Below are 25,420 nucleotides of genomic sequence, written 5' to 3'. Positions count from 1 at the left end.
GCCATGCTTACCCCCGACTACCTTCGGCAGCACCTGATGGAGAAGCTACAGGCTCTTCATGTGCAGGTGGAGGATGAGTCCCACCTTCACATCGGCCACGGGGGCGGGACAGGAGGGCACTACCGAGTTCAAGTAGTGTCGCCTTCGTTTGTCGGCAAAACGACCCTACAGCGACATCGCCTGGTGTATGCCGCTCTGGCGGAACACATGGGGCGGAGCATTCATGCTTTGGCCCTGCAAACTTACAGCCCTGAAGAGGTTTCTGCGCAAGGGATCCCTGAGCAGATCGGCTAGCATAGAGGGCAAAATCGCGGCCCCATCAGGGCAGAGGAGAGAGCATGGCAACTCTTTTGGCCACCTGGCTGATGTCAGCCTTGAGTGTAATGATCCTGGCTTGGCTTTTGCCCGGGATCCACGTCTCCGGGTTTGGCGGGGCTTTGGTGGCGGCTCTGGCCATTGGTCTGGTCAATGGTTTGGTTAGGCCGATTCTCCGGTTGATCACCCTGCCGATTACGGTTCTTACCCTGGGTTTGTTTTGGCTGATTTTGAACGGCATCTGCTTGGTCATTGCCGATAAGCTGGCCGGGAATGCTTTCAACATCGATAATTTCGGTTGGGCGTTCGTCGGCGCAATTGTACTTTCCATCGTCAGCGGCTTGGTTCAGCAGGTTTTTGAGCAAGGTGTGCAGAACTGACTTCGTCCCCAGCCGTGAGAGGGCAGGGTTTGGTTCAAGATTGCAGGGGGTACGCTAGGGGAACGTCAACACTCAGCCCGACGATAACCAAAACCAACTTTAAGGGATCCCGATAAGCTTTACTCCATTGGCCCTGCCCGCTAAGTTTTTGCCGCAGAACCATAGGATTCTCCACAGATAGCCTGCACAAGATCTGCCAATGGCTAACATCAGCAGGATATTGCGAGCAGGCGTTTGATCTGTGGCTGCTTTATCTAAGCCTAGCAAATCGATAGGAAACCAGTAGGGGATCAAGTTGGTCGATCTGCAACTCAGGAGCTGGTTGGTATGAAGGCGTTGCTGCTCTATCCGCGTTTTCCTCAATCATTCTGGTCTTACAATCGCACCATTGAGATGGTGGGGCTAAAAGCGCTAATGCCACCTCTTGGCTTGATCACCGTTGCTGCTCTGCTACCCCAACACTGGGAGATTCGCTTTGTGGATCGCAATGTCGCTGCTGAAACAGAAGCCGATTGGCACTGGTGCGATCTGGTGATCTTGTCGGCCATGCTGGTGCAAAAACAAGATTTCCACGCCCTGATTCGCAAGGCTGTACAACTGGGCAAAAAAGTAGCTGTGGGCGGGCCCTATCCAACTTCTGTGCCGCAAGACGCCCTGGAATCCGGGGCTCACTATTTGGTTTTGGACGAAGGGGAAGTGACCATACCGGCCTTTGTCAAGGCTCTAGAAGCTGGGCAAGAGTCGGGCATTTTTCGGGCTGCGGAAAAACCGGATGTAACCCAAAGTCCTTTGCCAAGGTTTGATCTGCTGCGTATGGATCAATACTTCATGATGTCAGTCCAATTTTCGCGAGGTTGCCCCTTCAATTGCGAGTTTTGCGACATCATCTCTCTTTACGGACGCAAGCCGAGAACCAAAGAGCCAAGTCAAATGCTAGCTGAGCTGCAGGCCCTCTATGACTTGGGCTGGCGGGGTTCGGTATTTGTAGTGGATGACAATTTTATCGGCAATCAGCGCAACGTCAAGCGATTTTTACGAGAGCTGATCCCCTGGAGCCAGAAGCGCAACTATCCATTTACCTTTATGACAGAGGCTTCGGTTAACCTGGCCGAAGACGAAGAACTGATGAGGTTAATGGTAGAGGCGGGTTTCTATGCGGTCTTTTTGGGCATTGAGACTCCAGACCAAGACAGCCTACAGATGACCCAAAAGCTCCAGAATACCCGCCACCCTTTGGTGGAGGCCTGTCGCAAGATCAACGAGGCCGGACTGCTGATCTATGCTGGGTTTATTCTGGGCTTTGATGGAGAGCGGCCAGGAGCAGGGGAGCGCATTCAGGCTTTTGTCGAGCAAACCGGTATTCCTCAGCCAATGCTGGGCATTTTACAGGCTTTGCCAAACACGCAACTCTGGAATCGCTTGAAGAAGGAGGAACGTTTGCTGGAAGGGATCGGCGTTACTGAGTTCGGCGATCAAAATACACTGATGAACTTTATTCCCACCCGTTCTCTATCGGAGATTGCTCAAGAATATCTGGAAAGTTTTTGGAAATTGTATGATCCTGCGCGATATTTATCTCGCTGCCTGCAACAATGCCTGAATATCGGCATCAAAGATGGCCGGCGGCAAATGATGAAGCTGCCCCTTCGCAAAGGGATCCACCTGCTTCTACAACTCATCTGGCGGCAAGGGATCCTTCATCCCGAAATCCGCGCCCAATTTTGGCGGCAGCTATGGACGATTTGGCGACAGAAACCGAGCCTGCTGAACCTATATTTGGGCCTCTGCGCTGCAGGAGAACACTTTTGGGAATATCGGGAATTGGCCCGCGCCCGGCTTACCCAGCAACTGGGATACGATCCTTTGCTGGCCAGCTCATCTTGACAGTATTTCTGGGGGAATGGTCTATCGATAGAGGATGCCCGGATGGGGCCTATGCGGCGACGACAGTTGGGGGCGATGGTGCTGGGATCCCTGTGGGCTGTTTGGGGAGGCTCTCGGCAGGCCCAAACGTCCGGGCGCGGAGATTGGCTGGCCGTGGAGCTGTTCAGCCGCTGGAGTGCGGATCCCTTGGTCGAGTTGGAGCTGATGGGCCCTTTTGTTTTAAATCAGCAGCCTTTTCCAACAGGCACCTGGAAGTTACAGGTGCGCCGCCAAGAGCTCCTTCTGACCGGGCCGGGACAGCCTCGTCGCTACCAGGGATCCCTTTGGCTACAGGGGGGAGCTCTGCGCTCCCTCGCAGGGGAGGAGCGTCGCTATCGGGGCTGGGTACAGATTCGTCCCAAGGGTTTAGGTCGCCTGCATCTGGTGAACTGGGTCAAGTTGGAAGACTATCTGCTGGCTTTGGTGCCCAGCGAAATGCCTGCCGATTGGCCAGCCGCCGCCTTGCAGGCGCAAGCCATCTTGGCCCGCACTTTGGCCATTCCCCATCTGCACCCCGGCCCCAGAAGAGAATGGCCCTCTACCTCGATAAGGCTATTGCAGGATTCCACCGCCCACCAGTTTTATGGTGGCCTGGCCTATGAGACGGCGGCGACCACTGCTGCGGTGCAGGCAACCCGAGGGCAGATCCTAACCCATGCCGGCCAGCCGATAGAGGTTCTGTTTCACTCCACCTGCGGCGGTCACACCAGTGCCAACCAGGATATTTTTGCCCCACCCGCCCGCCCCTACCTACAAGGGGTGATCTGTGACGGGTGTCGTGCCTCTCCCTTCTATGGCCCTCACAGCGTCCGGCTCAGCCGACGGGAGTTGGAGCCAGCCTTCGGCAACGGCGATCTGGAGATTGTGCAGTCGGATCCCTGGGGTCGCCCTGTGCGCATTCGCGTTGGATCCCAACTGTTGACCGGCCAAGAGTTTGTGCTGCGCCTTGGCCAAACCCTGGGTTGGGGGATCCTCCCCAGCAACCGCTTCACGTGGGAACGTCTCCAGCCAAAGGCCGGCCAGCAGGAAGTGTACCTTTTTACCTATCGCGGAGCCGGCCATGGGGTAGGACTGTGTCAGTGGGGATCCCGCGGCTTGGCCGAGCAGGGCTACACAGCGCCGCAAATCCTCAATCACTACTTCCCCGGCACCCAGGTGATAACGTTGAGCTGAAGGCTGTTGGCCCCGACTCCAACTCTCATTTACTCCCGTGTCCCTTGCACACCCCCATCGTCGCCATCCTGCCTACTGCTACTGCAGTGAGCTGGAACACGCCCAGATTCCCAAGCGCCAGCAGCAGGATCCCTTGCCGTTTGCAGAAGCGATGCGGGTGCATTGCCAATCGGGAAGCCGCTGTGGCCGCTGCTTGTGGCCCTTGGAGCAGTTGTTTCGTCAGCAAAGCTGCTACATAGCCGATCCCTGAGCCACCTTGAGCAGGCGACCTTGGGCCATCGCACCCCAAGAAGCTGACCTCAGGCGGGGGCTTTGGGGGTGATCTTCACAATGGTGGGACGGGATCCCACCTGGGCTGACCCATTCGCTTGGGCTTGCGGCTCTTTGGCCATCCCGCCGCCGGTGGAAGTGGTTTGCGCTTTACGCCGCTTCTGCGGCACAGCATTTCCGGCCTGCTGGGCTGTAGGGCTGCTGGAGGCAGCTTTGGCTTGGGCTTTACCTGCAGAAGCGGTCGAGCGGCTTTTCCCCTTGACCTCTGCAGAAGAGCCTTCCTTTTCGGCCAGCACCTGCAGGGCCATTTCCAGGGTAACCGCTTCGGCAGGGATCCCTTTGGGCAAAGAGGCATTGACCTTGCCATGTTTGACATACAGCCCATAGGGGCCGTCGTGCAGATTGACCGGCTCACCATCCTCAGGATGGGATCCCAGCTCCCGCAAGGGCTTGGCAGAGCCGCGCCCACGGCCTTTCTTGGGCTGGGCCAACAACTCCAGCGCCCGCTCCAGGCTGATGGTCAGCACATCCTCATCGGCGGGCAGAGAGCGAAAATCGCCATCGCAGACCACGTAGGGGCCGAAGCGGCCAATGCCGGCCTGCACTTTTTTCCCCGATTCCGGGTGTTCCCCCAAGGTGCGGGGCAAGCTCAGCAACCCCAAGGCGATCTCTGGCGTAACCTGATCCGGTTTCAGCCCTTTGGGCAGAGAGGTGCGCTTGGGTTTTTTGTTGTCCTCAGAAACTTCCCCCAACTGCACATAGGGGCCATAGGGGCCCTGCGGGATCACATAGATTGGCTCCTGGGTTTCCGGGTGAAAGGCAATGGGCTTGGGGCCTTCTTGCTTCCGCTGGATTAGCTCCGCAATGTGTTCTGCGCTCAGATCGGCGGGGGGAATATCCTCCGGCAGGTTGGCGCGCACCTCTCCAGACTCAGTTTCAACTGCTACATAGGGGCCATAGGGGCCAATGCCGATCTTGACAGGCAGGTTCTCCAGATGGATGGAGCGGGCCAGGCCGGAATCAATTTCCAGCTCGCGCGCCTTCACCTGTCCCTCGAGACCCTGCTCGCCCAAGAAGAAATGGCGCAGATAGGGCAACCACTCCGCCTGTCCAGAAGCAATGTCGTCCAGCGTTTGCTCCATCTCGGCAGTGAAGCGGGTATTCACCAGGTTGGGAAAGTATTTTTCCAGTAGCTCGGTGACTGCAAAAGCCGTGTAGGTGGGCACGAGGGCACTTCCCATCGGCCTGACGTAGCCACGGCTCATGATCGTATTCAAGATGGTGGCGTAGGTGCTGGGGCGGCCAATGCCCTCACTTTCCAACACCTTGACCAAGGAGGCTTCCGTATATCGGGCTGGAGGCTGGGTTTCGTGGGCAACGGGTTCCAGCTTCTGGCAGCGGAGGGGATCCCCCTGCCGCAACAGAGGCAGATGCACCTCCCGATCTTCCAAAGCCGCCTCTGGGTCGTCGGATCCCTCCACATAGGCGCGGAAAAAGCCGGGAAAATCGATGCGCTTGCCGCTGGCCCGGAACACCGCATCGTCTACGGCGATGAGTACGATGGTGTGGGTCTGCCGCGCCTCAGCCATTTGGCTGGCGACGGTGCGCTTCCAGATCAGGTCGTAGAGGGCCAGCTCCTGGCCGGAGAGGGGGGTTTGGCTGGGCAGGCGAAACTCTGATCCAGCAGGACGAATGGCCTCGTGGGCTTCTTGCGCCCCTTTGGTTTTGGTGGTGTACTGACGGGGCTCGGGGCTGAGATATTCTCTGCCGTACATCGACTCCACGCAGGCGCGGGCAGCGCGGATGGCCTGCTCCGACAGGTGGACCGAATCGGTGCGCATGTAGGTGATGTAGCCCTCTTCGTAGAGCTTTTGGGCAATGCGCATCGTCTGCTGGGCCGACAGGTGCAGCTTGCGGTTGGCCTCCTGCTGCAGGGTGGAAGTGGTGAAGGGAGGGGCAGGTTTGCGGGTGGAGGGGCGTTCTTCCACAGAGCTGACAATCCAGGCTTTGCCCAGAAGACGTTCCCGCAGGGCTTCGGCCTGGGCTTGATCCAGCAGCACTACATCCCGCCCGGCGACAAGCCGCCCAGTGCTGGGGTCGAAGTCTTGCCCGCTGGCCAATCGCTTGCCGGCTAGGCTCACCAGCTCTGCCGAAAAGACAGCCTGCCGCTCCTGGGAGGCAGTGCTCGGCTGCAGCTCTGCCTTCAGAGCCCAGTAGGAGGCTTTTCTGAAGGCGCGCCGCTCCCGCTCTCGATCCACCAAAAGCTTGACCGCCACCGACTGCACCCGCCCTGCCGAGAGTTTGGGGGCAATTTTTTTCCACAGCAGCGGCGACAGGGTATAGCCCACCAGGCGATCCAAGATGCGGCGGGTCTCCTGGGCACGCACCAGTTGTTCATCCACCTCACGGCAGTTTTGCAGCGCCTCCTGAATGGCCTCGCGGGTAATCTCGTGGAACACCATGCGGCGAGTGGGCACTTTGGGTTGCAGCACCTGCTGCAAGTGCCAGCTAATGCTTTCCCCTTCGCGGTCTTCGTCGGTGGCCAGGATCAGCTCGTCCGCCTTCTTGAGCGCTTCCTTCAGCTCCTTGACCACCTTTCTTTTGTCCTTGGGGATGACGTAGAGGGGCTCGAAGTCGGCGTGGACATTGACCCCCAGGCGGCTCCACTCTTCTCCTTTCAATTCTTCTGGAATTTCAGATGCCGAATCGGGAAGATCCCGCACATGTCCCATCGAGGCCTGAACCTCATACCCCGCAGGCAAGAACCCACGGATGGTACGGGCTTTGGTGGGAGATTCGACAATGACCAGCTTAGGCATAATTGAGGTTGGCAGCAATCGGCTTAGGTTGTCGCATTTCCCGCCCCAAGGATTGGGCGGGCCAGCATACACTGCAAGAGGTGCTTAAGATAGACAGCCTACTTTTCTGGAGCGTAGCAAGTCTACCTGCGCTTGACCAGCCGTCATCGGCGATGATCCGAGCGGTCTGGCCCCATCTGGCTGCTTTGCAGGACGATGAAACTACACCATTTTTCCATTCGCACCGCCGATATCTTCCGCTCCATCGCTTTTTACGAGGGGCTGGGCTTTGCGGTGGAAGAACGCTTTACTGCCGGGATCACGCTGGCCTGCTGGATGCGCGGCCCCTGGGGGCGTTTGGAGCTGATGCAAGTGCCGCAGCCCCATCCTGCCCCGGATCCCTTTGGGGATCCCCACTATGTGGGCTACTATCACCCCGCTTTTGAGGTGGGCCCCGAATGGGGATCCCTGGCCAACTACCTAGAACATTTGCGAGCGCAAGTGCCCCTTACCCTGCTGCTGCCGCCCCAGCTCCAGCAAATTGGGGGCCAGGTCTATGAAGTGGCGTTCATCGCCGATCCCGATGGCCTGCCGATCGAGCTCATTCGTCCCCAGGGATCCTCAGGAGAGAGTCTGCCCCAACGCCCAGAGGACATTAATAAATAAATAGTTGGATAACTAGTTGATGGGTTAGAGGATCTAATTTGGGTGGGAGCGGTCGTTCCCCCTTGTCCAGATCCTGGAGAGCCAACCCTAAAGCTAAGCTAGTAGAGCTTCTGGGGAACTTGAGAGAAGGGTTTGTTGGCCGCTTGTCAGTTCAGCCTCACCTGATATGAAAGCTCAGCTTCCGGTGACGATTTTGACAGGTTTTTTGGGCAGTGGCAAAACCACGCTGCTCAAGCGCATTTTGGAAGAGGAGCATGGGTTGCGCATTGGGGTTATCCTCAACGAGTTTGGCGAGATTTCCATCGATGGAGAGCTGATCAATCTGCCCGAAGAGGGGCTGATGCAGCTCAACAATGGTTGCCTCTGCTGCACGGTGCGAGAGGATTTTGAACGGGCGGCCCGCCAGCTGCTCCAGCATGCCCAGGCGTTGGACTATCTGGTGGTGGAAACCAGCGGCGTGGCGGATCCCAGGCAGGTGACCGAGCTATTTGTGCAGAGGGTCTTTCATGAGGAGTTGCGCCTGGATGGCGTGGTGACCTTGGTTGACGGTGCCGAATACTGGCGCAATTTCCAGCGCTCGCAAACCGCCGCCCACCAGATCGGCAGCGCTGACATTTTGTTGCTCAATAAGGTGGATTTGATCGACGAAGCCGAACGAGAGCGGATCCTTCTCGATCTGCGCTGCTACAACCCCGCTGCCCCTTGCCTGCTCACCACCCATGCCCAGGTGCCTCTGGCCCGCATCTTGGATGTGCATGCCTTCCGCCCAGAATTGTGGGATCCCAGGCTCCCCAATGCAGAGACTGAGGCCCACCATAGCCATCACCTCGAGGAAGACGGGATCCAATCGGTGAGCTTTCAACTGCAGCAGCCGCTGGATTTGGCGGCTTTTCGCGATTGGCTACAAGACATGCCCGAGACCCTTTTTCGCGCCAAGGGGGTGCTGTGGGTTGTGGATGAGCCGCAGCGGGTTATCTTTCATCAAGTGGGCCAGCGGCAAACCCTTTTTCTGGAACGGGACTGGGATCCCGATGAGCCCCGCTTGTCCAAAATTGTGTTGATTGGCAAAGGGCTGGAGCCGGAACAGCTGGCTGCCGGCCTCAGCCGGGTGTGCGGGGCAACCGCCGCTGGCTAAGGATCCTCTTCAGTTTTTTCGGTTTTTGGATTGGGTGACCTGGGATGGCTCGCAGCAAACTTTCAGAGCAAGAACAACAGCAAATTGTTAGCGCCTACCGCGGCTCAGCAGCGACCGCCGTCGAATTGGCGGAGCAATTTCAGGTGAGCATCACCACCATCACCCGCGTGTTGAAGGAAAATATCGCCGCCGATGAGTACCAGCGGTTGATCCATCTCAAACGCTCGGCTGCCCGCCGCAAAGACATGGGGGAAAAAGCTGTTGTTGGCAGGATCCCAGCCCCAGAGCAGCAGATTTTGCCGCTGGAGCCGGAGCTGCCTTTTTCATCTCCCTCGCTGCAGCCGAACGCAAACGACGAAGGCGAGGATAACACCGCTGGAACAGAGTCTCTGCCAAAACTGCCCCCAGAAGAACTGCAGTTGGCGGCTGAGCTTCAGGAAGATGTGGAGGATGTCGGGGAAGAGGATGAGGAAGAGACCGAAGAAGACCGTGACCTCGAAGACGAGGATGAGGACGACCCTGACTATCCCTTAGAAGATGAAGATGGGCCAGAAGAGGATCCCCTCACCGATCCCAGCTATCAAATTCAGGTATTACCCCTGGAAGAGCTCACCCTGCCGGAAACCTGCTACGTCGTTGTTGACCGCTACCAAGAACTGACCACCCGCCCTCTCAAAGAATTCTTTGGCTCGGGATCCCTGCCCATCGAAGGGATCGACAACGCCAATACGCTGCCCATTTTCGACAACCACAAGGTGGCCCGTCGCTTTTCCGAAATGAGCCGTCGGGGCAGCAACACCTACCCGCCCTACCGGGTGATCCAGTTTCCCGGCTACATCCTGGAGATTGTGCGCACCCAACTGCAAAAGAAAGGCATCACCCATCTGCTCATGGATGGGCAGATCTACAGTCTTTGACCATCTCCTCAAGCTCAGGAGCGGGGGATTCCCGTTACTGGCGCAGGTTTGCAGCCCTGCGTGAGCGCCGTCGGCCTACTTCGCCACAGCAGCAGTACCCGTCTCTTCGGACATTTGGACTGCCCCCGCCCCCACGGGCTTATGGATCGCTCCTCAGCTCCCCACTCACACTGATGGAACCAAAGGCTCATGCCGTGACATACTTCCGCACTCATGCTGATGCAAAGCGCTCCGCGCCGCTAAAGCGAGAGAGGGCCGGGCTTCTCGGCGGCCTAGCTAAGCCTTGTAGCAGGCAGAAATACGCAAAGTTTGTGATCATTCCACAGCCGTCGCCGCGTATTCCAGCTCCTCTTCCACCACTTCCGGTGGGGCCTCTGCCGCTTGTCCTTGCTTAGCGGCCAGCAGTTGCTCACGGTACTTGGCTGCCATTTCCTCAGCCTTCTCGTAAACCAGCTTGGGATCCCGAATCATGTCGCCGGGATTGGGCTCCAGTTGCTTGGTGGACAGCGAGATCCGCGCCCGCTCCGCATTTAGCTCGATGATCATCACCTTCACTTCGTCGTTGACGTTGAAGACGCTGTGGGGCGTGTCAACATGATCGTGGGAGATCTCGGAAATGTGCAGCAGGCCGGAGACGCCGCCAATATCGATGAAGGCACCATAGGGCTTGATGCCCCGCACCGTGCCAACCACCACCTCGCCCACTTCCAGATTGTTCATCTTCCGCTCCACCAAGGCGCGGCGATGGCTCAACACCAAGCGGTTGCGGTCTTCGTCCACCTCTAAAAACTTCAGGGGCAGCTCTTCGCCCACCAGCTCTTCTTTTGGCTTGCGGGTGCTGATGTGGGATCCGGGGATAAAGCCCCGCAGCCCCTCAATCCGCACCAGGGCTCCACCTCGGTTGGTAGCAAAAATGGTTGAGCGAACGGTGGCATCTTCTTTCTGGAGCTGCCGTACCCGTTCCCAGGCCCGCATGTACTCGATGCGGCGGATGGAGAGGGTCAGCTGTCCCTCTTCGTTTTCTTCGGTGAGGATAAAAAACTCGCGGGTTTCTCCCGGCTGCAGCATCTCGTGCGGGTCTTCCAGGCGGCTAATCGACATCTCCTGGAGCGGCAGAAAGGCAGCCGTTTTGGCCCCAATATCGATCAAAGCACCGCGTGGCTCCACCGAGAATACTGTACCCGCCACAATTTCGCCAGGGCTGAAGTGATAGTCGTACTTATCCAGAAGGGCGGCAAAGTCTTCAGTGGTAAAACCTACATCGGCAGCAGTGAATCGACTCATAGGGGTGCAGTAACAGATCAGTTGCGCGGGATAAAGGGTAGAAGGCCAATCGAGTTTGGCAGGATCCCACTTCCACTTTCCCACCTGGGGAGGATGTGGCTGGGAAATACCATCGTAGCTTAGAGGAGCGTCTTTTGTGGCAAGTTTTCCGGGGATCTTGCCAAGCTGGAAGATAGAAGATTCGGAGGAAGAGCAATTGCACTTTATCGACCAAGCCGAAATTGAAGTGCAAGGGGGAAATGGCGGGGATGGCATCGTTGCCTTCCGCCGTGAGAAGTATGTGCCGGCTGGGGGGCCATCCGGCGGCAATGGCGGGCGGGGCGGCTCGGTGATCTTGGTGGCCGATCCCGGCCTGCAAACTCTGTTGGATTTTCGCTTTCAACCGGTGATCAAGGCGGAACACGGGGCCAAAGGGGGGCCCAACCATCGCAGCGGGGCCAGTGGTGCGGATCGGCTGGTGCGGGTGCCCTGCGGTACTGTGGTGTTCAATGCGGAGACGGGGGAATTGTTGGGCGATCTGGTGAGCAAGGGGGATCAATTGCTGGTAGCCCGTGGGGGCAAAGGCGGCTTAGGCAATGCCCATTTTTTGAGCAACCACAATCGCGCCCCCCGCCAATTCACCAAGGGCGAAGCGGGAGAACGGGTGCGCCTGCGCCTGGAGCTGAAGTTGATTGCCGAGGTGGGCATTGTCGGCCTGCCCAATGCGGGCAAGTCCACTCTGATTTCGGTGGTCTCCTCTGCCCGGCCCAAGATTGCTGACTACCCCTTCACCACGTTGCAGCCCAATTTGGGGGTGGTGCCCCATCCATCGGGAGATGGGGTGGTGTTTGCCGATATTCCGGGGCTGATCGAGGGGGCGCACTTGGGGGTGGGGCTGGGCCATGAGTTTTTGCGCCATGTGGAGCGTACCAGGGTACTGATTCATTTGGTGGATGGCACGGCGGCGGATCCCGTCAAGGATTACCAGATCATTCAGCAGGAGCTGCGCGCCTACGGCCACGGGTTAATCGATAAGCCACAAATCCTGGTTTTGAACAAGATCGATGTTCTGGATCCCCAGCAGGTTGCCGAGCGCGCCCAGAGGCTGTCTGCTGCTGCCGGCACTTCGGTGGTGACCATTTCTGCGATTGCCAAGCAGGGGCTGGATGCCCTCTTGCAGCGGGTGTGGCAGTGCCTGGGTCGGGGATCCCAACAGTCTGCGCGGTTGGATCTTGTGGGGGCAAAATCCATCCAGTCCTAGGGCAGAAGAATCTTAGAATAGGAAAGCCCCTGCCTTCCCAGAACCCAGAGACGAGTGGCTATGTATATCTCGGCGGAGGATCTGCCACCGGATTTGCGTCAGATCATGTTGGCCGTTGAACAGGCGGCTCAGGCGAGGGCGGGAGCGTGTGTGGAGCTGCTGATGCTCCTGCGGCTGCTGGAGGAGTTGCACCGCGCGATCCTGGAAGGTGCCTTTCGGGAGTCTTTGCCCAATACCCGTCAAGCTCTGTATCGGGTGCTTCAAGATTTGGAAGAAGCGGGCGACTGGCCCTATCTGCCCCGTCTGCACATCCAAGCCCTGATGCAACAACTGAAGGACTGGCCCGAATCTCAGGGATCCCTGCCCGCGTCGGTGCCACCGACCCCCCGCCCTCTTGTGGAAAACCCTTTGGGGGGGAGCTGCTCCGAGTCTTGACCTCTTTCCACCTGCCCGATGGCCGAGTATTTTAAGCTGCATCCGCAACAGCCCCAGGCCCGTTCCATCCGGCGGATTGCGGCGGCTTTGCGGGAGGGGGCGGTGATGCTTTACCCCACCGATACAGTCTATGCCATTGGCTGCGATGTGACCCACAAACAAGCAGTGGAGCGGGTACGCCGTATCAAGCAGCTCTCCAACGACAAGCCTCTTACCTTTTTGTGCCCTTCTCTCTCACGCATTGCCCACTATGCCCAGGTAACCGATTCGGCCTATCGGCTGATGCGGCGGCTGATCCCGGGCCCGTTTACGTTTCTGTTGCCGGCCACCAAGCTGGTGCCCAAGTTGGTGATGGAGCCCAAACGGAAAACCACCGGCATCCGCGTGCCCGACTCGGCCATTTGTCAGGCTTTGCTGGAAGAGTTGGGCAATCCAATTGTCTCCACCTCTGCCAAGCTGGGGGGGGATCCCGTCGGATCCCTGGACTTAAGTTCTGGGCAAGCCTGGGAGTGGGAGAGCGACCCCTGGGATGAGGGTGGGATCTTTGCGGCTGAAGAGATGCGGCAGTTGGAAAAACAGGTGGATCTGGTGCTGGATGACGATGCCCCCCGTCGGGCCAAGGTCTCTACGGTAATTGACTTGACGGGATCCGAGCCGCTGGTGGTGCGGGCCGGGCTGGGGTATGAGCAGGTGGCAGATCTGAACCTGAAACTGGTGGGAGAAGACGGTTAAGGGCAGAGGGATCCCGCGTTCTCTAAAATAGGGTCAGTGCCTTCGGAGTGTGCCCATGTCTGAGGCCCTGGCTCAGCAAAAATCGGCTCTGCTGCACCTACTGGAGGCAACCGACCGGGGCCGGAAAGTCTCCCCTGAGCAGCAAGCCCAGATCCTGTCTCAGATTGCCGCCCTAGAAGCGCTCAACCCCACCCCCAAACCAACATCTGCTGCTGAAGGGTTGGAGGGGAACTGGCTCACCCTATTTACCACGAGCACAGCTCTGCTGCGGCTGGCACAGTTGCCTTTTTTGACCACCGGCGAGATCTACCAGTGTATTCGGGCCAAGGCTGGACGGGTCTTCAACGTGGCGGAGATCCAGGGATCCGGTTGGCTGGAGGCTTGGATGCCACGGGGAGTCTTGGCTGTATCAGCGCGCTTTTACCCCGAATCGGAGCGCCGGGTGAGGGTGATTTTCGAGCGATTGGTGTTCGGATCCCAAGCTTTGATGAGCTACGAGATCGAGAGCTTTCTCTATTTGCTCGAGCAGGCTCCGGAGCGAATCCCGGCTATTCAAATCGATATCCGCCGCCGCGAGCCAACGGGTTGGCTGGATATCACCTATTTAGATGAAGACTTGCGGCTGGGTCGGGGCAGCGAGGGGAGTGTATTTGTTCTAAAGCGGGTCGGCTAGTCGGAGGATCCAGAGGACTCCGTTTCCGCCCTTTCGTGAGATGGGTTTTGGGTTAGGGTGGAGCTTATTTCCTGTAGAACTTGCAAGGCGCGGTAGGACTCTCGCAAAGTTTGCAGCTCCTGTTGAGTTTGCTCCAGTTGCCGGGCTTTTTGCTCCTGTAAGAAGCGCAGCCTTTGATTTTCGGACGCCGTGCGACGCAGAACGTGCTTGAGTTTCTGCTTCTGCTGCTGAAGCCGAGTCCGCCTCACCTCCAACTGCTGCAGTTGGATTTCTTGGAGTTCCAGTTCTATTTTCAGAGTGGCGACCTGCATCTGGAGTTGGCGAAGTTTTTGGTTGAGCTCTGGCTCTGGTGTGGGTTTTGCCGACTCAGGGCTTGGGGAAGAAGGTGATGACAATTCTTGTAGGGGCTGCAACTGTTGGGCCTTGGCCTGCGAAGCTTGATCCTGGTGCTGCTCGCCCTGCAGTCTTACTTGAGTGTGTTCGCTTACTTCGGTTTCAGTTTCCGTCTGCTGCTCAGCTTGATCAAGAATTTGTCGATCGCGGATCTGGGTTTGAGGATCCTCGTCAACCGACTGCAAAGGGAGAGAATCCTCCTCGGGTTGCCGAGGGTTGCCGCCATAATCGGCGGGATCAAAGGGAGACAGAGCCGCTACCAGCGAGGCCCGAAAATCAGTCCAGGAGCCCGACTGCAGACCCATCTGAACCACCCGCCAGGCCCCATAGGAGGCCCCAGCGGCAGCCAGGATCCCAGGGATCCCGGCCAGGGAGAGGGAAACCTTGGGCAGGGTGGGCAGGATCTGATCCAGCAGCCCCACCACCAGGGCGAAAACAAAGATCCCGCTCCCCGCGGCAGCGGCACCTGAAACCCAAGAGGAGCGGGAGAGCATCATCGTTTTTTCGTCATCACAACCGCTAGAGCGGGAAAACCAGGTTCAAAAATGGCCTGTCTGCACTCAGTTTATCCCGCCAGCAGCCTCTGTTTCCCTCTTAGGGCACCTGCCATGCCCGTTGGTGGTAGCCCTCTAATTGGGCCCAGGGATCCCCAGCCGCTGCGTGGGTGTGGCCGTGCTGAGGGTGATGGTGAGAATGAGGGTGGTGATGGGATCCGTGCCCGTGATGGTGGTCATGAGGCTCGTGAGGGTGGTGATGGCTGGATCCAGCTCCAACCTCTGCGCTCACGGCCAGGCGAAACTTGCACAGGTGGCAGTTCATCGGGGTTTGGCCCTGCAGGGCTTCCTGCTCCAGTTGCTGCAGGCTGTGCAGCACCGTATCCACAAGGCCCAATTCCGGCAGCATCAGCCAGTCGATTTCCGGCTGTCGTTGTCGTTGTTTCTCCACTGCCGCCTCGATTTTTTTCACCAACACCCCCGTAAACAGAAAGTAGGGCAGCACGATCACCCGGCGCGGATGCCAGGACAAGGCCCGCTCCAATCCCACGGGCAGGCGGGGATGGGTAATGCCGATAAAGCAGGTCTCCACAGCGGCAAACCCAGATCCTTCCCAAAGCAACCGGGCCAGTTTACAGGCTTCGGCATTGGCCTCGGGATCGCTGGAGCCGCGACCCACAAATAGGAGCACGGTTTCTGCCTCTGGGATCCGCCGCGGTTGGGCAGCTATCAGAGCAGCCAATCGGTCTCGCAGCAGTTGCAGGATCTCGATGCGGATCCCCAGCGGCCCACCGTAACGAATGCGCAACTGGGGATAGAGGGCCTGCAGGCGATCCAGTTCCATCGTCACATCGAACTTGTTGTGGCGGGCCCCAAACAGCAACAGCGGCAGGGCCACGATCTCCTGCCACCCTTGGGCCAAGCACTGCTCTACCCCCTGGGCAATGGTTGGCTGGGTCAGCTCCAGAAAGCAGGGGATCACCGGTCGATGGGGGGTGAGAGCTTGGTAAGCCTGGGCTAGCTCCAGAAAGGCTTGCTGCCCTTGGGGGTCGCGGGATCCGTGGCCGATGAGCAACAGGGGCAGGGGGACAACAGGAGACTGCCCAACCGCAAGCGGAGGGGAAACACTGAGGGTATTCAACACAAAAAACTCCGTTCCTTGTGAATCGCAAGGGGTACAGGACAACGGCAGGTGGGTGTTCTGGCTGAGGGAGGGATCCCATCACAGTTGCGTCACAGTGGCGGACTTGCACCGCGCTTTCCCCAGTCTGCCTGAGCCTTTTAGGTTAGCTTGCCGCTTGTCGTTCACCAAGCCCCCTGGGGGGATGTCCTTGTCTGCCAGAAGATAGCCCCGAGACATGAGCGGTCCAGCAGGCTCATCCTCAAAGGAAGGGTTGGGGGTGAGGGCCTAACGCCGGCCTGCCGGTCTGTGGGGCTGAAAGTGTCGCAGGCGCAGGGCATTGGCGACCACCGAAACGGAACTCAGGGCCATGGCTGCCCCCGCCAGCATAGGGTTGAGCAACCAGCCTGTAAAGGGATAGAGCGCCCCAGCGGCAATCGGGATCCCCAGCGTGTTGTAGATAAAGGCGAAGAAGAGGTTTTGGCGGATGTTGTTGAGGGTGGCCCGGCTGAGTTGAATGGCTGTGGCGACTCCCCGCAGATCCCCCGACATGAGGGTAATATCGCTGGCGGCCATCGCCACATCCGTACCTGTACCAATGGCGATCCCCACATCGGCTTCTGCCAGAGCCGGAGCATCGTTAATGCCATCTCCCACCATCGCCACCCGCCGTCGCGGTTGTCTTAGGCTGCGTATGTAAGCTGCCTTCTGATCCGGACGGACTTGGGCAATTACCCGCTGAATGCCTGCCTGCCGAGCAACCGCTTGGGCCGTGGTGGGGTTATCCCCGGTTAGCAGGATCACCTCTAGACCCATCTGTTGCAGCTGTTGCACTGCCTCAGGAGAGGTGGGTTTGAGCGGATCGGCAATGGCCAACAGCCCCACCAGGCTCTGGGATTGGGCTACGCCGATCACCGTTTTGCCCTGGCTTTCCCAATTCTGAACCCGCTCTGACCAAGAGGGATCCCAGGGGATCCCCATCTCCTGTAGCCAGCTCAGCCGACCGATGCGGATCCACTGGTCTTCCACCCAGGCTTCTGCCCCACTGCCTATCCTTGCCTGAAAATGCTGGGCAGGAGGGATCACAATTTTTTCGGCTTCGGCTTTCTGCACCACCGCCTGGGCCAAAGGGTGTTCCGAGTGCCGCTCCACTGCCGCTGCCAGGCGCAACACCGTCAGGGGAGAGGAGCCATTAGCCCAAATATCGGTGACGGTAGGGCGACCTTCGGTCAGGGTGCCGGTTTTGTCCAAGACCACCGTGCGCAAGTGGTGGGCCAATTCCAGGCTGTCGACACTTTTCACCAGGATCCCCAATTCTGCCCCTCGTCCCGTGGCCACCAGGATCGAGGTGGGGGTTGCCAACCCCAGCGCACAAGGGCAGGCGATGATCAGCACCCCAATCGTGTTCACCAAGGCCAGCGTCAGGTTGTCCGCCAACACCCACCAGAGCACGAAAGTTAGAACTGCCACCCCGATCACCGCCGGCACAAACCAGGAGGTGACCCGATCCGCCAACTGTTGAATCGGAGCTTTGGATCCCTGAGCTTCCTGCACCAAGCGCACGATCTGGGCCAGAACTGTGTCTTTGCCCACCCGCCGCGCTTCCATCACAAAGCTGCCCGTCCGATTCAGCGTTGCCCCAATCACCTCATCCCCCGCCGACTTGAGTACAGGCAGGCTCTCGCCGGTCACCATGGACTCGTCGAGGCTGGAGGATCCCTCTAGAATGACCCCATCCACCGGCACCTTCTCTCCGGGGCGCACCCGGATCCGATCCCCCACCTGCACCTCCCGAATCGGAATATCCTGCTCCACCCCCTGGCGGATTACCCTCGCCGTTTTCGGTTGCAGCCCGATCAGCTTGCGAATGGCCTCAGAGGTTTGCCTTTTGGCCCGTTGCTCCATCCACTTACCCACCAGGATCAAGGTGGTGACCACCGCCGACACTTCGTAATACACATCGGGATGCAGTCCCTGCCGATGGAAAGAGTCGGGGAAAACCGTTGGGAAAATGGAATAGAAGAAAGCCGCGCTCGTCCCCAAGGCCACCAGCGTGTTCATATCCGCCGAGCGCCGTTGCCAAGCGGCCCAAGCGCCTCGATAAAAATGCTTGCCCACCCAAAACTGCACCGGAGCCGTCAGCAGCAACTGCAACCCAGGATTGTGCAGCCACATGGGAAAGCCCGGGATGTCCATCCCCAGCATCATCGGCAGGGATCCGATCACCAGCACCGTGCTGATGCCCACCCCTATCGCCACCTTGAGCTTCAGTTCCCGTTCTGCGGCCCGTTGGGCGATCCGCTCTGGATCCGACAGATCGTCCAGCTGCCAATCCTCCTGGATAAGGCGCGCCCGATACCCCGCCCGCTCCACCGCCCGAATCAGCGCCTGCGGATCCACCAGCCGGGGATCCCCTTTGACGGTGGCCTGCTCACTGGCAAAATTCACGGATCCGGAGGATACTCCCTGCACCTGAGCGAGGGCCTGTTCGATGCTGCGGGCGCAGGAGGCACAGCTCATCCCTTGCAGGGCCAACTGCCAAGTGCCCTCAGGAGAAGGTGCAGAGGCCGATAGTGCACCCGATGACCCTTTATGGGCAGACATGGCAACACCTTGTTGATAAAGTTGATGCAATAACGGCTACTCCCCATCCTCGAAAGGGTGAAGGCAGCCATGTACAGGAATTCAAAACAGACGCCCGACCGTTCTCGACCCAGCCTTGACTAGGCCGGGGGATATCCCACCTGGGTGAGGGCCTGCCGCAAATCGCCCACAGGCCGCTCAGAAGTAATCCGCACCTGTTTGGTTTTGGGATCCCCTTCCACCTGCGCCTGGGGATCCAGTTGCCGCACCGCTTGCGCAATGGTGTCCACGCAAGCCGCACAGGCCAGCTTGGGCACTGTCAAAACAACCTGCATCTTGGAAAACCCCCCCAATGCCACTGAAAGGATGCTAAACCTTACAGTGGGCTGGAAGGTCAAGAGGGAGGCTGAGGCTCGTCCATATTCCAGCGGTAGTCCACCTGATAGCCCCGCTGTCGCCACTCTTCCTCCAGTTGCACCTGTTGGGTGAGGGCTTTGCGCAGGGAGTTGATCAGCTCTTGCGTGCGGCCTCGGTTGCCAAAATCCTGTTCCTCTACTGCCGGAAAGGTTTGCCGCTCCAACACCCGCAGCAGAAATTCGTAGTGGATATGAGCCGGCACAGGAATACGTTTCATCGATCCAAGCAATCCTTAGAGATCAATTGTTCTCGCAGAGATCCATTGATAAATGGTTTTCATTCACTGAGATGACAACAGGTGGCGCACAGCTTGGCCGGGATCCGGCTGGGTCACCAGCGCTTCCCCCACCAGCACAGAGCGCACCCCCCAGGCCCGCAACTGCTGCAGATCGGCGGGGGTATGGATGCCGGACTCGCTGACCACAGGCAGATCGCCAAGGAGCTCCGAGTGGGCGGCCAACAGGTTGCGCGTTGTGTTTAAGTCCACCGCAAAGGTTCTCAGATCGCGATTGTTGATGCCAATGAGCACCTGCCCCCTGGAGTCTTGCAGTTGAGGCAAACGCAACACCCGCTGCAACTCTTGGGAAGTGTGCACCTCCAGCAGAGCCGCCATGCCCAATTGCCGAATCAGCTTGAGAAAGTAGCCCAAATCCGCATCCGAGAGAATGGCGGCAATCAAGAGCACCGCATCTGCCCCCAGGCTGCGGGCCCAGAGGATTTGGTAGGGGTAGAGGATGAACTCCTTGCAGAGGATGGGGATCCCTACTGCCTGACGGATCCGGCGCAGATACTCGCCGCTGCCCTGAAAGAACCGCTCATCTGTGAGCACCGAGAGGCAACTGGCCCCACCGGCTTCATAGCTCTGGGCAATGGCTACCGGGTCAAAGGGATCCCGGAGGATGCCGCGGCTGGGAGAGGCTTTTTTGACCTCGGCAATAAGGGAAACAGGGTGAGGCGACTGGGTGAGGGCCGCCACAAAATCCCGCACCGGCGGGGCTTGATCCAGTTGCTGTTGCAATTGCTTGAGGGGAAGCTGCTCCCGTTGCCGCTCCACCTCCTGCTCTTTATGCCAGACGATCGCTTCCAAAATGTGGCGCGGTTTGGCTTCCGGCGCTGTTGTCTGGTACACCTGAGAGGCTACGACCACCGGCGGGGCAGGAGAACGCCGACGAACAGAAAGCGGCTCACCTTGCAGCTCCATACAAACCCTGAGCAGAACCCTACACCACACCCTAGACTACCTTAGTGCTTCGCCACCGGTTTGAATAGCTACCCCGGACATCCCCAAAACTCATCTGGCGAAGGCGTTTTTTTTACCCTATGGTTGAGTCTAGAAAGGTGGTGTAGTCTTTATGCGCCTCGGCGAGCCATGTTCTGGCGGCCGTCCATTTTTCCCCGGCCAGGGGCAGTGGCTCGGTGGGGTCAAGGCTGGTGCTGTCCATGCTGTTTTAGAGGAGTTCAGGCGTGCTGTACCTAGCAGAGCTATCCAAGCCAATTGGATTTGCCAAGTCGTCTCTGCAATTGCTGGCCAAGCAGCAGCAGGACAATACCTGGGTGGCCGTGAACGAAGAATCCATTACTTTGGAAGGCCGCATCGCCCAGGAGGCTGGGCGCTTCAAGGATGGGTCATTGGTGCTGGCGGAAATCTCCGGCAACCGTCAGGTCGCCCGCATCAGCGAAGCCGCTCGCCAACTGGTGACCTATCTGCAAAACTTCAGCCAACTTCAGCTCAGAGCCCGCAGCCAGGAGGAGGAGATCGAGGTTTGGAAACAGTCCCTCACCTTTCAGGCCCATGAGCTTAAACGCCGCGAGATGGATCTGGCAGCCCAAGAAGAAGAGGTGCAGCGGCTGTATGAGCAATACAAGAGTGTGGAGGAAGATCGCAAACTTCTGGACAGCCTCAAAGAGGAACTGGCAGCCCAGCAAGCTTACTTAGCTGAACAACAGCGCCTGATCGGAGAGCAGCGGGAAGCTCTGAATCGGCAGCGGCAAGAGTTGGAAGCCCAGTTGCAAGAAGCTCGCTCCAGCCGCTTGGGGGAGGCAGAAGCAGCGCAGCTACAGGCTTTGATGCAACAGCTCCAGGAGAGTCTGCATCCGGCTGGGGATCCCTTGGCGCTTCTGCAAAGCTTGAAAAGCCACATTCAGCAGCAGCAGGAGCACTTGAATCAACAGATTGCCCAACTGGAAGCAGAACGTCAGCAGGCCCAGATCCGGCAAGACGAGCTGGATCGGGACTACCGCGCTTGGCAAGAACGCCACACCGCTTGGTGGGGATCCCGACAATCCCTGGAGCAAAGCCAAGCAGAGTGGCAAACTCGACAGGGATCCCTGCGAGCCCATCAAGAGCACCTGCAGAGGATTCTCCAGCAGCTGCAATCTCAAGAGAGCCTATACCAGAAAGCCTCTCGTCTGGTGCAGGAGTACGACTTTATCGTCGATGGCAGCAGCAACGGCAGGGCTGGGGAGCCGGCGATCTCGGTCGAGGAGCTGGCGGCTTTGGTCAGCCAACTGCGCCGAGATTACGAGCAGCGGGCGGCCCAGGTCAGCCAGCAGCGGGCCGAACTGGAGCAAAACCGGCAAACCCTGCGGGAGCTGCAAGAGCGGCTGGCCAGCGCCTCTCCAGAGGAGCGGTTTGACATCGAGATGGATATCGACTATGCCCAGTCTGCCTGCAGTGCTTTGGAAGAAGCCCTGCTGCCTCAGGAAAAAAACCTGCAGCGAGAGTATGAAGAGTTGACCCGCCAGGAAGCCCGCCTTAGACAGCTGCAAAATCAAGCTGCTGCCCCGGTTCAGGTCGATATTGGGCCGCTCCTGGAACAGATCGGCAGCCAGAAGCAGGATCTTCTCCAAGAAAAAGGTCGTCTGCAAACCCTCATTCAACAACTGGAATCGTCCTTGCCTTCTCAGCAGGAGCAGCTCGCCCGCCAACGGCAGGAATTGGAGCAGCAGTGGCAACACCTGGAGCAAGAGGAGGGATCCCTGCGGGCGCGCGCCCAGGCCATGGCAGAAACCTGGGGTCGCCTCAATCACCTGCAGGCCACCCTCTACCCAGAGCGGGATCGGTGGGCAGCGTTGGCAGGAGAATTGGCGCAGTTGGAGACGGAGCTGAGCCAACACCAAGCCAGAAACTCCACCGCACGCGACCACGTCCAGCAGGTACACTCTCTCTTGGCTACCCTCGCGCAGGCGTGAGGGAGTTCACGTTTCCTGTGGGGGGTGGGGAGAACCGGCGCAAGGGGAACTGCGGCCTTAATTGAGGAAAACAAATCTGGTAAAATTCGCTAGCACCCTGCAGCCACTGGGGCTCCCAATTCTCGGGCGAGGGGACTGCAGAGGTTAGTGCGTTTTGCCCCGCTTCCTGCTTGCAGTTGCCAAGGATATTCCAGTGTGAGGTCAGCTTGTGCGAATTGCGGTCGATGCGATGGGGGGTGACTACGCTCCCGAAGAGATCATCAAGGGCGCCCTGCTGGCCCATCGGCAGCTCCGGGTCGGGATTGCACTAGTCGGTCGTCCAGATTCCCTCAAGCCCTTTCTGCCCCAACCCTTGCCTGCTGGGATCACCATCGTGCCTGCCGAAGAGGATGTGGGCATGGCGGAAGAGCCGCTGATGGTGCGCAAAAAGCCCAAAGCCTCCATCAACATCTCGATGCAACAGGTGCGCTCCAACCAAGCGGATGCCGTGGTGGCCGCCGGGAATACCGGAGCAGCGATGGCTGCGGCCTACCTGAATTTGGGCCGGCTGGCAGGGATCGATCGCCCGGCCATTGGCGCTCTTTTGCCCACTTTGAAAGGCAAGCCGGTGCTGCTGCTGGATGTGGGGGCCAATGTGGATTGCCGGCCCCGCTTTTTGGAGCAGTTTGCCCGCATGGGATCCCTCTACTGCCAGTGCGTGCTGGGGATCGAGAAGCCGCGGGTGGGCCTGCTCAACATCGGCGAGGAGCCCAACAAGGGCAATGATTTGGCTCTGGCCACCCACCAGCGTCTGGCCCAATTGCCAGGGATCCATTTCGCCGGCAATGCCGAGGGGCGGGATGTGCTGACCGGGGAGTTTGATGTGGTGGTGTGTGACGGCTTTGTGGGCAATGCCCTCCTCAAGTTTGCCGAAAGTGTTGGCCAGGTGATCACCCAGGTGCTGCGGGAGGAGCTGCCCCGCGGCTGGCGCGGCAAGTTGGGCTGCTGGCTGCTCCGGCCCAACCTCAAGCAGGTAAAGCGGCGCATGGACTACGTGGAGTATGGCGGTGCTTTGCTGCTCGGCGTCAACGGCATCTGCGTGATTACCCACGGCAGCTCCAAGGCGCCGATGGTCTACCACGCCATTCGCCTGGCCAAAGAGGCGGCAGAACAGAAAATCCTACAGCGGCTGCAGGCGGAAATGGTTGACCCTCGCGAACCTGAATCCAACCCCAGGCGGCGCACCCGGCTCCTTCAGGTCTACTCTGGCTCTGGCCCGGAAGTGTTGCCGTTGGGATCCCTGGAAAGGACTTCCTCCCGCTGTCCCGAACCCGTGGAAGATGCCCAGCCATAGCCTCCCGACCGTGCGGCTGGTGGGGGCAGGGGCTGCCCTGCCGGATCCCTGCCTGAGCAACGACGATCTCGGCCAGATCGTCGAAACTTCCGACGAATGGATCTGGCCCCGCACCGGCATTCGTCAGCGGCGCATTCTGCCCCCTGAGCTGAGCTTGGTGGATTTGGCGGTCCAGGCAGCCAAGGCCGCTTTGGCTCAGGCCGGGATCTTGCCTCAAGACCTGGATTTGATCCTGCTGGCCACTTCCACCGGTGTCGATCGGTTTGGCTCGGCCCCTCAGGTGCAGGCAGCTCTGGGAGCAACGCGGGCGGTGGCTTTTGATCTGACGGCAGCCTGCACGGGCTTTGTCTTTGCAGTGGCCACGGCAGCGCAGTTTTTGCAAACCGGGCTGTACCGGCGGGCCTTGGTGGTGGCGGCGGATGTGCTCTCCCGTACGGTGGACTGGGCAGATCGCACCACCTGTGTCTTGTTTGGAGATGGGGCCGGGGCGGTGGTTCTGGAGGCGGGGGAAACCGGCGGGATCCTCAGCATTGAGCTGCGCAGCGATGGCAGTGGCAGCCAGCTGCTCAGCTTGTCCATGGCTACAGAGGCCAAGCCCCTGGTGGGATCCCTGCAGGTGGGGCAGTATCGCTGCTGCCCCATCACCATGAATGGCCGCGAGGTGTACAAGTTTGCCGTCCAGGCGGTGCCGGAGGTTATCGAGAAGGCTCTCTTCCGGGCCGGGATCCCGGCGGAGGCGGTGCAGGGGTATTTTATTCATCAGGCCAACCAGCGCATTCTCGATGCGGTAGCCAAGCGCCTGCAGCTGGATCCGCAGCGGGTGGCCAGCGTCTTAGAGCATTACGGCAACACCTCGGGCGCTTCGGTGCCGATTGCCTTGGCCACTTGGATCGAGCAGGGACGCTTTGGCGCCGGCGATCTGGGGGTGATGGCGGGCTTTGGCGCCGGCCTTACCTGGGGGGCGATTGTGTTTCGTTGGGGGAAATGAATTGATGACCGTTGCCTGGATCTATCCCGGCCAGGGATCCCAAGCGGTGGGCATGGGAAGGGACTTGCGGAACTGGCAGGGAGCAGGCCAGAAGTTGGCTTTGGCCCGTGAGATGTTGGGATGGGATCCCTTAGCTCTGTCGGAAGACCAGATCCACCAGACCGGCTACACACAACCGGCTTTGTTCACCGTATCGGCCCTGTTGACGGACTATCTCTACGCCCAGGGACAGGCTCCTGCCTGCACTGCCGGCCACAGTCTGGGCGAATACAGCGCCCTCTACGCTGCCGGCGTGTTTGATTTCGAAACCGGCCTACGGCTGGTGGCGCTGCGGGGCCAACTGATGGAAGCCGCAGGGGATCCCCCGGGCAGCATGGCGGCAGTGATGGGGTTTGACCGCGACAAGCTGGAGCACCTGTGCCAGATGATCCCCGATGTCACCCTTGCCAACGACAACAGCCCGGATCAGGTGGTGATCAGCGGCTCAGTGGAGGGGGTGCAAGCCGTCTGTGAGCAGTTGCAGGCCAAGCGCACCGTTCCCCTCAAGGTAAGTGGCGCCTTTCACTCGCCCTTTATGCAGGCTGCTGCCGAGGAGTTTGCCCACACCTTGCGCGCTGTTGACTTTCAGCCGCCGCGAGTGCCCGTCTACAGCAACTGCACTGCCACCGCCAGCCGGGATCCGCAAGCCCTTAAGCAGGCGCTGCTGGCCCAGATGACTGCCCCTGTCCGCTGGCGAGAAACCGTGTTGCAGATGGCTGCCGACGGCATCCAAGAGGTGTGGGAAATCGGCCCCGGAAATGTTCTGACGGGCTTGGTGAAGCGAACGGTGCCGACCCTGACGCGGTGCAATTTCAGTAACCTCAGCAGCTAGGGGATCTGCTATGGAGCATGACTCTAGTCAATAATAAGCTCAACTATACTGAAAATAATGTATAATATGTTCAGTACGGATTACTACC

Annotated in this window: 24 protein-coding genes and 1 riboswitch; of the genes, 16 read left to right on the top strand and 8 right to left on the bottom strand. The window is 59.1% G+C overall.

Annotated features, from left to right (window positions below):
• Positions 1–3 precede the first annotated feature (3 nt).
• The 5 genes from NW834_RS02625 to NW834_RS02605 all read left to right on the top strand — a co-directional run bounded on the left by NW834_RS02625 (position 4) and on the right by NW834_RS02605 (position 4,041).
• Entirely contained in the window at positions 4–294 is a 291-nt protein-coding gene (locus NW834_RS02625; protein ID WP_414383123.1) for a BolA family protein, read from the top strand.
• 44 nt (positions 295–338) lie between these two features.
• Positions 339–695, top strand: coding sequence for a phage holin family protein (locus NW834_RS02620; protein ID WP_414419244.1), 357 nt, complete (start codon positions 339–341; stop codon positions 693–695).
• Positions 696–1,022: 327 nt separating this feature from the next.
• Entirely contained in the window at positions 1,023–2,579 is a 1,557-nt protein-coding gene (locus NW834_RS02615; protein ID WP_414419245.1) for a B12-binding domain-containing radical SAM protein, read from the top strand.
• Between the two features lie 51 nt (positions 2,580–2,630).
• On the top strand, positions 2,631–3,791 hold the full coding sequence (locus NW834_RS02610) for a SpoIID/LytB domain-containing protein (protein ID WP_414419246.1): 1,161 nt from the start codon (positions 2,631–2,633) through the stop codon (positions 3,789–3,791).
• Positions 3,792–3,828: 37 nt separating this feature from the next.
• Positions 3,829–4,041, top strand: a complete 213-nt coding sequence (locus NW834_RS02605) for a hypothetical protein (protein ID WP_414329317.1) — start codon at positions 3,829–3,831, stop codon at positions 4,039–4,041.
• 49 nt (positions 4,042–4,090) lie between these two features.
• Here NW834_RS02605 and topA read toward each other — a convergent pair whose 3' ends face one another.
• Positions 4,091–6,880 (bottom strand): type I DNA topoisomerase, encoded by a 2,790-nt coding sequence (gene topA / locus NW834_RS02600; protein WP_414426210.1) that lies wholly within the window; start codon positions 6,878–6,880, stop codon positions 4,091–4,093.
• A 195-nt stretch (positions 6,881–7,075) separates the two neighbouring features.
• Here topA and NW834_RS02595 point away from each other — a divergent pair, with 195 nt between their 5' ends.
• From NW834_RS02595 to NW834_RS02585, 3 genes are all read left to right on the top strand, one after another.
• On the top strand, positions 7,076–7,525 hold the full coding sequence (locus tag NW834_RS02595) for a VOC family protein (protein WP_414342591.1): 450 nt from the start codon (positions 7,076–7,078) through the stop codon (positions 7,523–7,525).
• Between the two features lie 166 nt (positions 7,526–7,691).
• Entirely contained in the window at positions 7,692–8,660 is a 969-nt protein-coding gene (locus NW834_RS02590) for a CobW family GTP-binding protein (RefSeq protein ID WP_414419248.1), read from the top strand.
• A gap of 44 nt (positions 8,661–8,704) precedes the next feature.
• Positions 8,705–9,577, top strand: a complete 873-nt coding sequence (locus NW834_RS02585; RefSeq protein ID WP_414419249.1) for a hypothetical protein — start codon at positions 8,705–8,707, stop codon at positions 9,575–9,577.
• A 315-nt stretch (positions 9,578–9,892) separates the two neighbouring features.
• On the opposite strand, the gene NW834_RS02580 is transcribed toward NW834_RS02585, so the two are convergent.
• Positions 9,893–10,861, bottom strand: a complete 969-nt coding sequence (locus tag NW834_RS02580) for a 30S ribosomal protein S1 (RefSeq protein ID WP_414419250.1) — start codon at positions 10,859–10,861, stop codon at positions 9,893–9,895.
• Between the two features lie 196 nt (positions 10,862–11,057).
• Here NW834_RS02580 and obgE point away from each other — a divergent pair, with 196 nt between their 5' ends.
• From obgE to NW834_RS02560, 4 genes are read left to right on the top strand one after another with little or no spacing between them, the layout of a single operon-like run.
• On the top strand, positions 11,058–12,101 hold the full coding sequence (gene obgE, locus NW834_RS02575; protein WP_414419257.1) for a GTPase ObgE: 1,044 nt from the start codon (positions 11,058–11,060) through the stop codon (positions 12,099–12,101).
• A gap of 60 nt (positions 12,102–12,161) precedes the next feature.
• Positions 12,162–12,536, top strand: a complete 375-nt coding sequence (locus NW834_RS02570; RefSeq protein WP_414419251.1) for a hypothetical protein — start codon at positions 12,162–12,164, stop codon at positions 12,534–12,536.
• An 18-nt stretch (positions 12,537–12,554) separates the two neighbouring features.
• Positions 12,555–13,268 carry an L-threonylcarbamoyladenylate synthase gene (locus NW834_RS02565; RefSeq protein ID WP_414389115.1) on the top strand — a complete coding sequence of 238 codons (714 nt, stop codon included), beginning with the start codon at positions 12,555–12,557 and terminating at the stop codon, positions 13,266–13,268.
• Between the two features lie 55 nt (positions 13,269–13,323).
• Positions 13,324–13,941, top strand: coding sequence for a PAP/fibrillin family protein (locus tag NW834_RS02560; protein WP_414419252.1), 618 nt, complete (start codon positions 13,324–13,326; stop codon positions 13,939–13,941).
• On the opposite strand, the gene NW834_RS02555 is transcribed toward NW834_RS02560, so the two are convergent.
• The 6 genes from NW834_RS02555 to trpC form a co-directional block, all read right to left on the bottom strand.
• Complete coding sequence (locus NW834_RS02555; RefSeq protein ID WP_414419253.1) at positions 13,938–14,831, bottom strand: hypothetical protein; 894 nt, start codon at positions 14,829–14,831, stop codon at positions 13,938–13,940. The two genes, NW834_RS02560 and NW834_RS02555, sit on opposite strands and share 4 nt — an antisense overlap.
• A gap of 97 nt (positions 14,832–14,928) precedes the next feature.
• Positions 14,929–15,969 (bottom strand): sirohydrochlorin chelatase, encoded by a 1,041-nt coding sequence (locus tag NW834_RS02550; RefSeq protein ID WP_414419258.1) that lies wholly within the window; start codon positions 15,967–15,969, stop codon positions 14,929–14,931.
• A 32-nt stretch (positions 15,970–16,001) separates the two neighbouring features.
• Positions 16,002–16,138, bottom strand: a riboswitch (cobalamin riboswitch).
• 98 nt (positions 16,139–16,236) lie between these two features.
• Positions 16,237–18,552 (bottom strand): heavy metal translocating P-type ATPase, encoded by a 2,316-nt coding sequence (locus tag NW834_RS02545; RefSeq protein ID WP_414419254.1) that lies wholly within the window; start codon positions 18,550–18,552, stop codon positions 16,237–16,239.
• 119 nt (positions 18,553–18,671) lie between these two features.
• Positions 18,672–18,866: a heavy-metal-associated domain-containing protein gene (locus tag NW834_RS02540; RefSeq protein ID WP_414342601.1), complete on the bottom strand. Its 195-nt coding sequence runs from the start codon at positions 18,864–18,866 to the stop codon at positions 18,672–18,674.
• 59 nt (positions 18,867–18,925) lie between these two features.
• Entirely contained in the window at positions 18,926–19,165 is a 240-nt protein-coding gene (locus tag NW834_RS02535; RefSeq protein ID WP_041436722.1) for a DUF5340 domain-containing protein, read from the bottom strand.
• A 63-nt stretch (positions 19,166–19,228) separates the two neighbouring features.
• Positions 19,229–20,149 carry an indole-3-glycerol phosphate synthase TrpC gene (gene trpC / locus NW834_RS02530; RefSeq protein ID WP_414419255.1) on the bottom strand — a complete coding sequence of 307 codons (921 nt, stop codon included), beginning with the start codon at positions 20,147–20,149 and terminating at the stop codon, positions 19,229–19,231.
• 263 nt (positions 20,150–20,412) lie between these two features.
• Here trpC and hmpF point away from each other — a divergent pair, with 263 nt between their 5' ends.
• The 4 genes from hmpF (at position 20,413) to fabD (ending at position 25,332) form a co-directional block, all read left to right on the top strand.
• The gene (gene hmpF / locus NW834_RS02525; protein WP_011433910.1) at positions 20,413–22,140 is read left to right on the top strand and encodes a pilus motility taxis protein HmpF; all 1,728 of its coding nucleotides are present in this window, start codon (positions 20,413–20,415) and stop codon (positions 22,138–22,140) included.
• Positions 22,141–22,369: 229 nt separating this feature from the next.
• The gene (plsX, locus tag NW834_RS02520) at positions 22,370–23,473 is read left to right on the top strand and encodes a phosphate acyltransferase PlsX (RefSeq protein WP_414419259.1); all 1,104 of its coding nucleotides are present in this window, start codon (positions 22,370–22,372) and stop codon (positions 23,471–23,473) included.
• Positions 23,460–24,461 carry a beta-ketoacyl-ACP synthase III gene (locus NW834_RS02515; protein ID WP_414383153.1) on the top strand — a complete coding sequence of 334 codons (1,002 nt, stop codon included), beginning with the start codon at positions 23,460–23,462 and terminating at the stop codon, positions 24,459–24,461. Before plsX ends, NW834_RS02515 begins: the two co-directional genes overlap by 14 nt.
• A gap of 4 nt (positions 24,462–24,465) precedes the next feature.
• On the top strand, positions 24,466–25,332 hold the full coding sequence (gene fabD / locus NW834_RS02510) for an ACP S-malonyltransferase (protein WP_414419256.1): 867 nt from the start codon (positions 24,466–24,468) through the stop codon (positions 25,330–25,332).
• Positions 25,333–25,420: the final 88 nt, after the last annotated feature.

The sequence above is a fragment of the Synechococcus sp. R60.1 genome (assembly GCF_047461835.1).
Lineage (GTDB): Bacteria > Cyanobacteriota > Cyanobacteriia > Thermostichales > Thermostichaceae > Thermostichus.
This window is presented reverse-complemented; position numbering and strand designations above follow the sequence as displayed.

What these genes read in the sequence shown, in the direction of transcription:
- trpC (WP_414419255.1), bottom strand. Translation starts at nt 20,149, where the DNA reads ATGGAGCTGCAAGGTGAGCCGCTTTCTGTTCGTCGGCGTTCTCCTGCC.
- fabD (WP_414419256.1), top strand. Translation starts at nt 24,466, where the DNA reads ATGACCGTTGCCTGGATCTATCCCGGCCAGGGATCCCAAGCGGTGGGC.
- NW834_RS02585 (WP_414419249.1), top strand. Translation starts at nt 8,705, where the DNA reads ATGGCTCGCAGCAAACTTTCAGAGCAAGAACAACAGCAAATTGTTAGC.
- NW834_RS02620 (WP_414419244.1), top strand. Translation starts at nt 339, where the DNA reads ATGGCAACTCTTTTGGCCACCTGGCTGATGTCAGCCTTGAGTGTAATG.
- NW834_RS02565 (WP_414389115.1), top strand. Translation starts at nt 12,555, where the DNA reads ATGGCCGAGTATTTTAAGCTGCATCCGCAACAGCCCCAGGCCCGTTCC.
- plsX (WP_414419259.1), top strand. Translation starts at nt 22,370, where the DNA reads ATGGGGGGTGACTACGCTCCCGAAGAGATCATCAAGGGCGCCCTGCTG.
- NW834_RS02625 (WP_414383123.1), top strand. Translation starts at nt 4, where the DNA reads ATGCTTACCCCCGACTACCTTCGGCAGCACCTGATGGAGAAGCTACAG.
- NW834_RS02610 (WP_414419246.1), top strand. Translation starts at nt 2,631, where the DNA reads ATGCGGCGACGACAGTTGGGGGCGATGGTGCTGGGATCCCTGTGGGCT.
- NW834_RS02545 (WP_414419254.1), bottom strand. Translation starts at nt 18,552, where the DNA reads ATGTCTGCCCATAAAGGGTCATCGGGTGCACTATCGGCCTCTGCACCT.
- NW834_RS02580 (WP_414419250.1), bottom strand. Translation starts at nt 10,861, where the DNA reads ATGAGTCGATTCACTGCTGCCGATGTAGGTTTTACCACTGAAGACTTT.
- NW834_RS02595 (WP_414342591.1), top strand. Translation starts at nt 7,076, where the DNA reads ATGAAACTACACCATTTTTCCATTCGCACCGCCGATATCTTCCGCTCC.
- NW834_RS02615 (WP_414419245.1), top strand. Translation starts at nt 1,023, where the DNA reads ATGAAGGCGTTGCTGCTCTATCCGCGTTTTCCTCAATCATTCTGGTCT.
- NW834_RS02560 (WP_414419252.1), top strand. Translation starts at nt 13,324, where the DNA reads ATGTCTGAGGCCCTGGCTCAGCAAAAATCGGCTCTGCTGCACCTACTG.
- NW834_RS02555 (WP_414419253.1), bottom strand. Translation starts at nt 14,831, where the DNA reads ATGATGCTCTCCCGCTCCTCTTGGGTTTCAGGTGCCGCTGCCGCGGGG.
- NW834_RS02590 (WP_414419248.1), top strand. Translation starts at nt 7,692, where the DNA reads ATGAAAGCTCAGCTTCCGGTGACGATTTTGACAGGTTTTTTGGGCAGT.
- NW834_RS02540 (WP_414342601.1), bottom strand. Translation starts at nt 18,866, where the DNA reads ATGCAGGTTGTTTTGACAGTGCCCAAGCTGGCCTGTGCGGCTTGCGTG.
- NW834_RS02515 (WP_414383153.1), top strand. Translation starts at nt 23,460, where the DNA reads ATGCCCAGCCATAGCCTCCCGACCGTGCGGCTGGTGGGGGCAGGGGCT.
- NW834_RS02535 (WP_041436722.1), bottom strand. Translation starts at nt 19,165, where the DNA reads ATGAAACGTATTCCTGTGCCGGCTCATATCCACTACGAATTTCTGCTG.
- NW834_RS02570 (WP_414419251.1), top strand. Translation starts at nt 12,162, where the DNA reads ATGTATATCTCGGCGGAGGATCTGCCACCGGATTTGCGTCAGATCATG.
- topA (WP_414426210.1), bottom strand. Translation starts at nt 6,880, where the DNA reads ATGCCTAAGCTGGTCATTGTCGAATCTCCCACCAAAGCCCGTACCATC.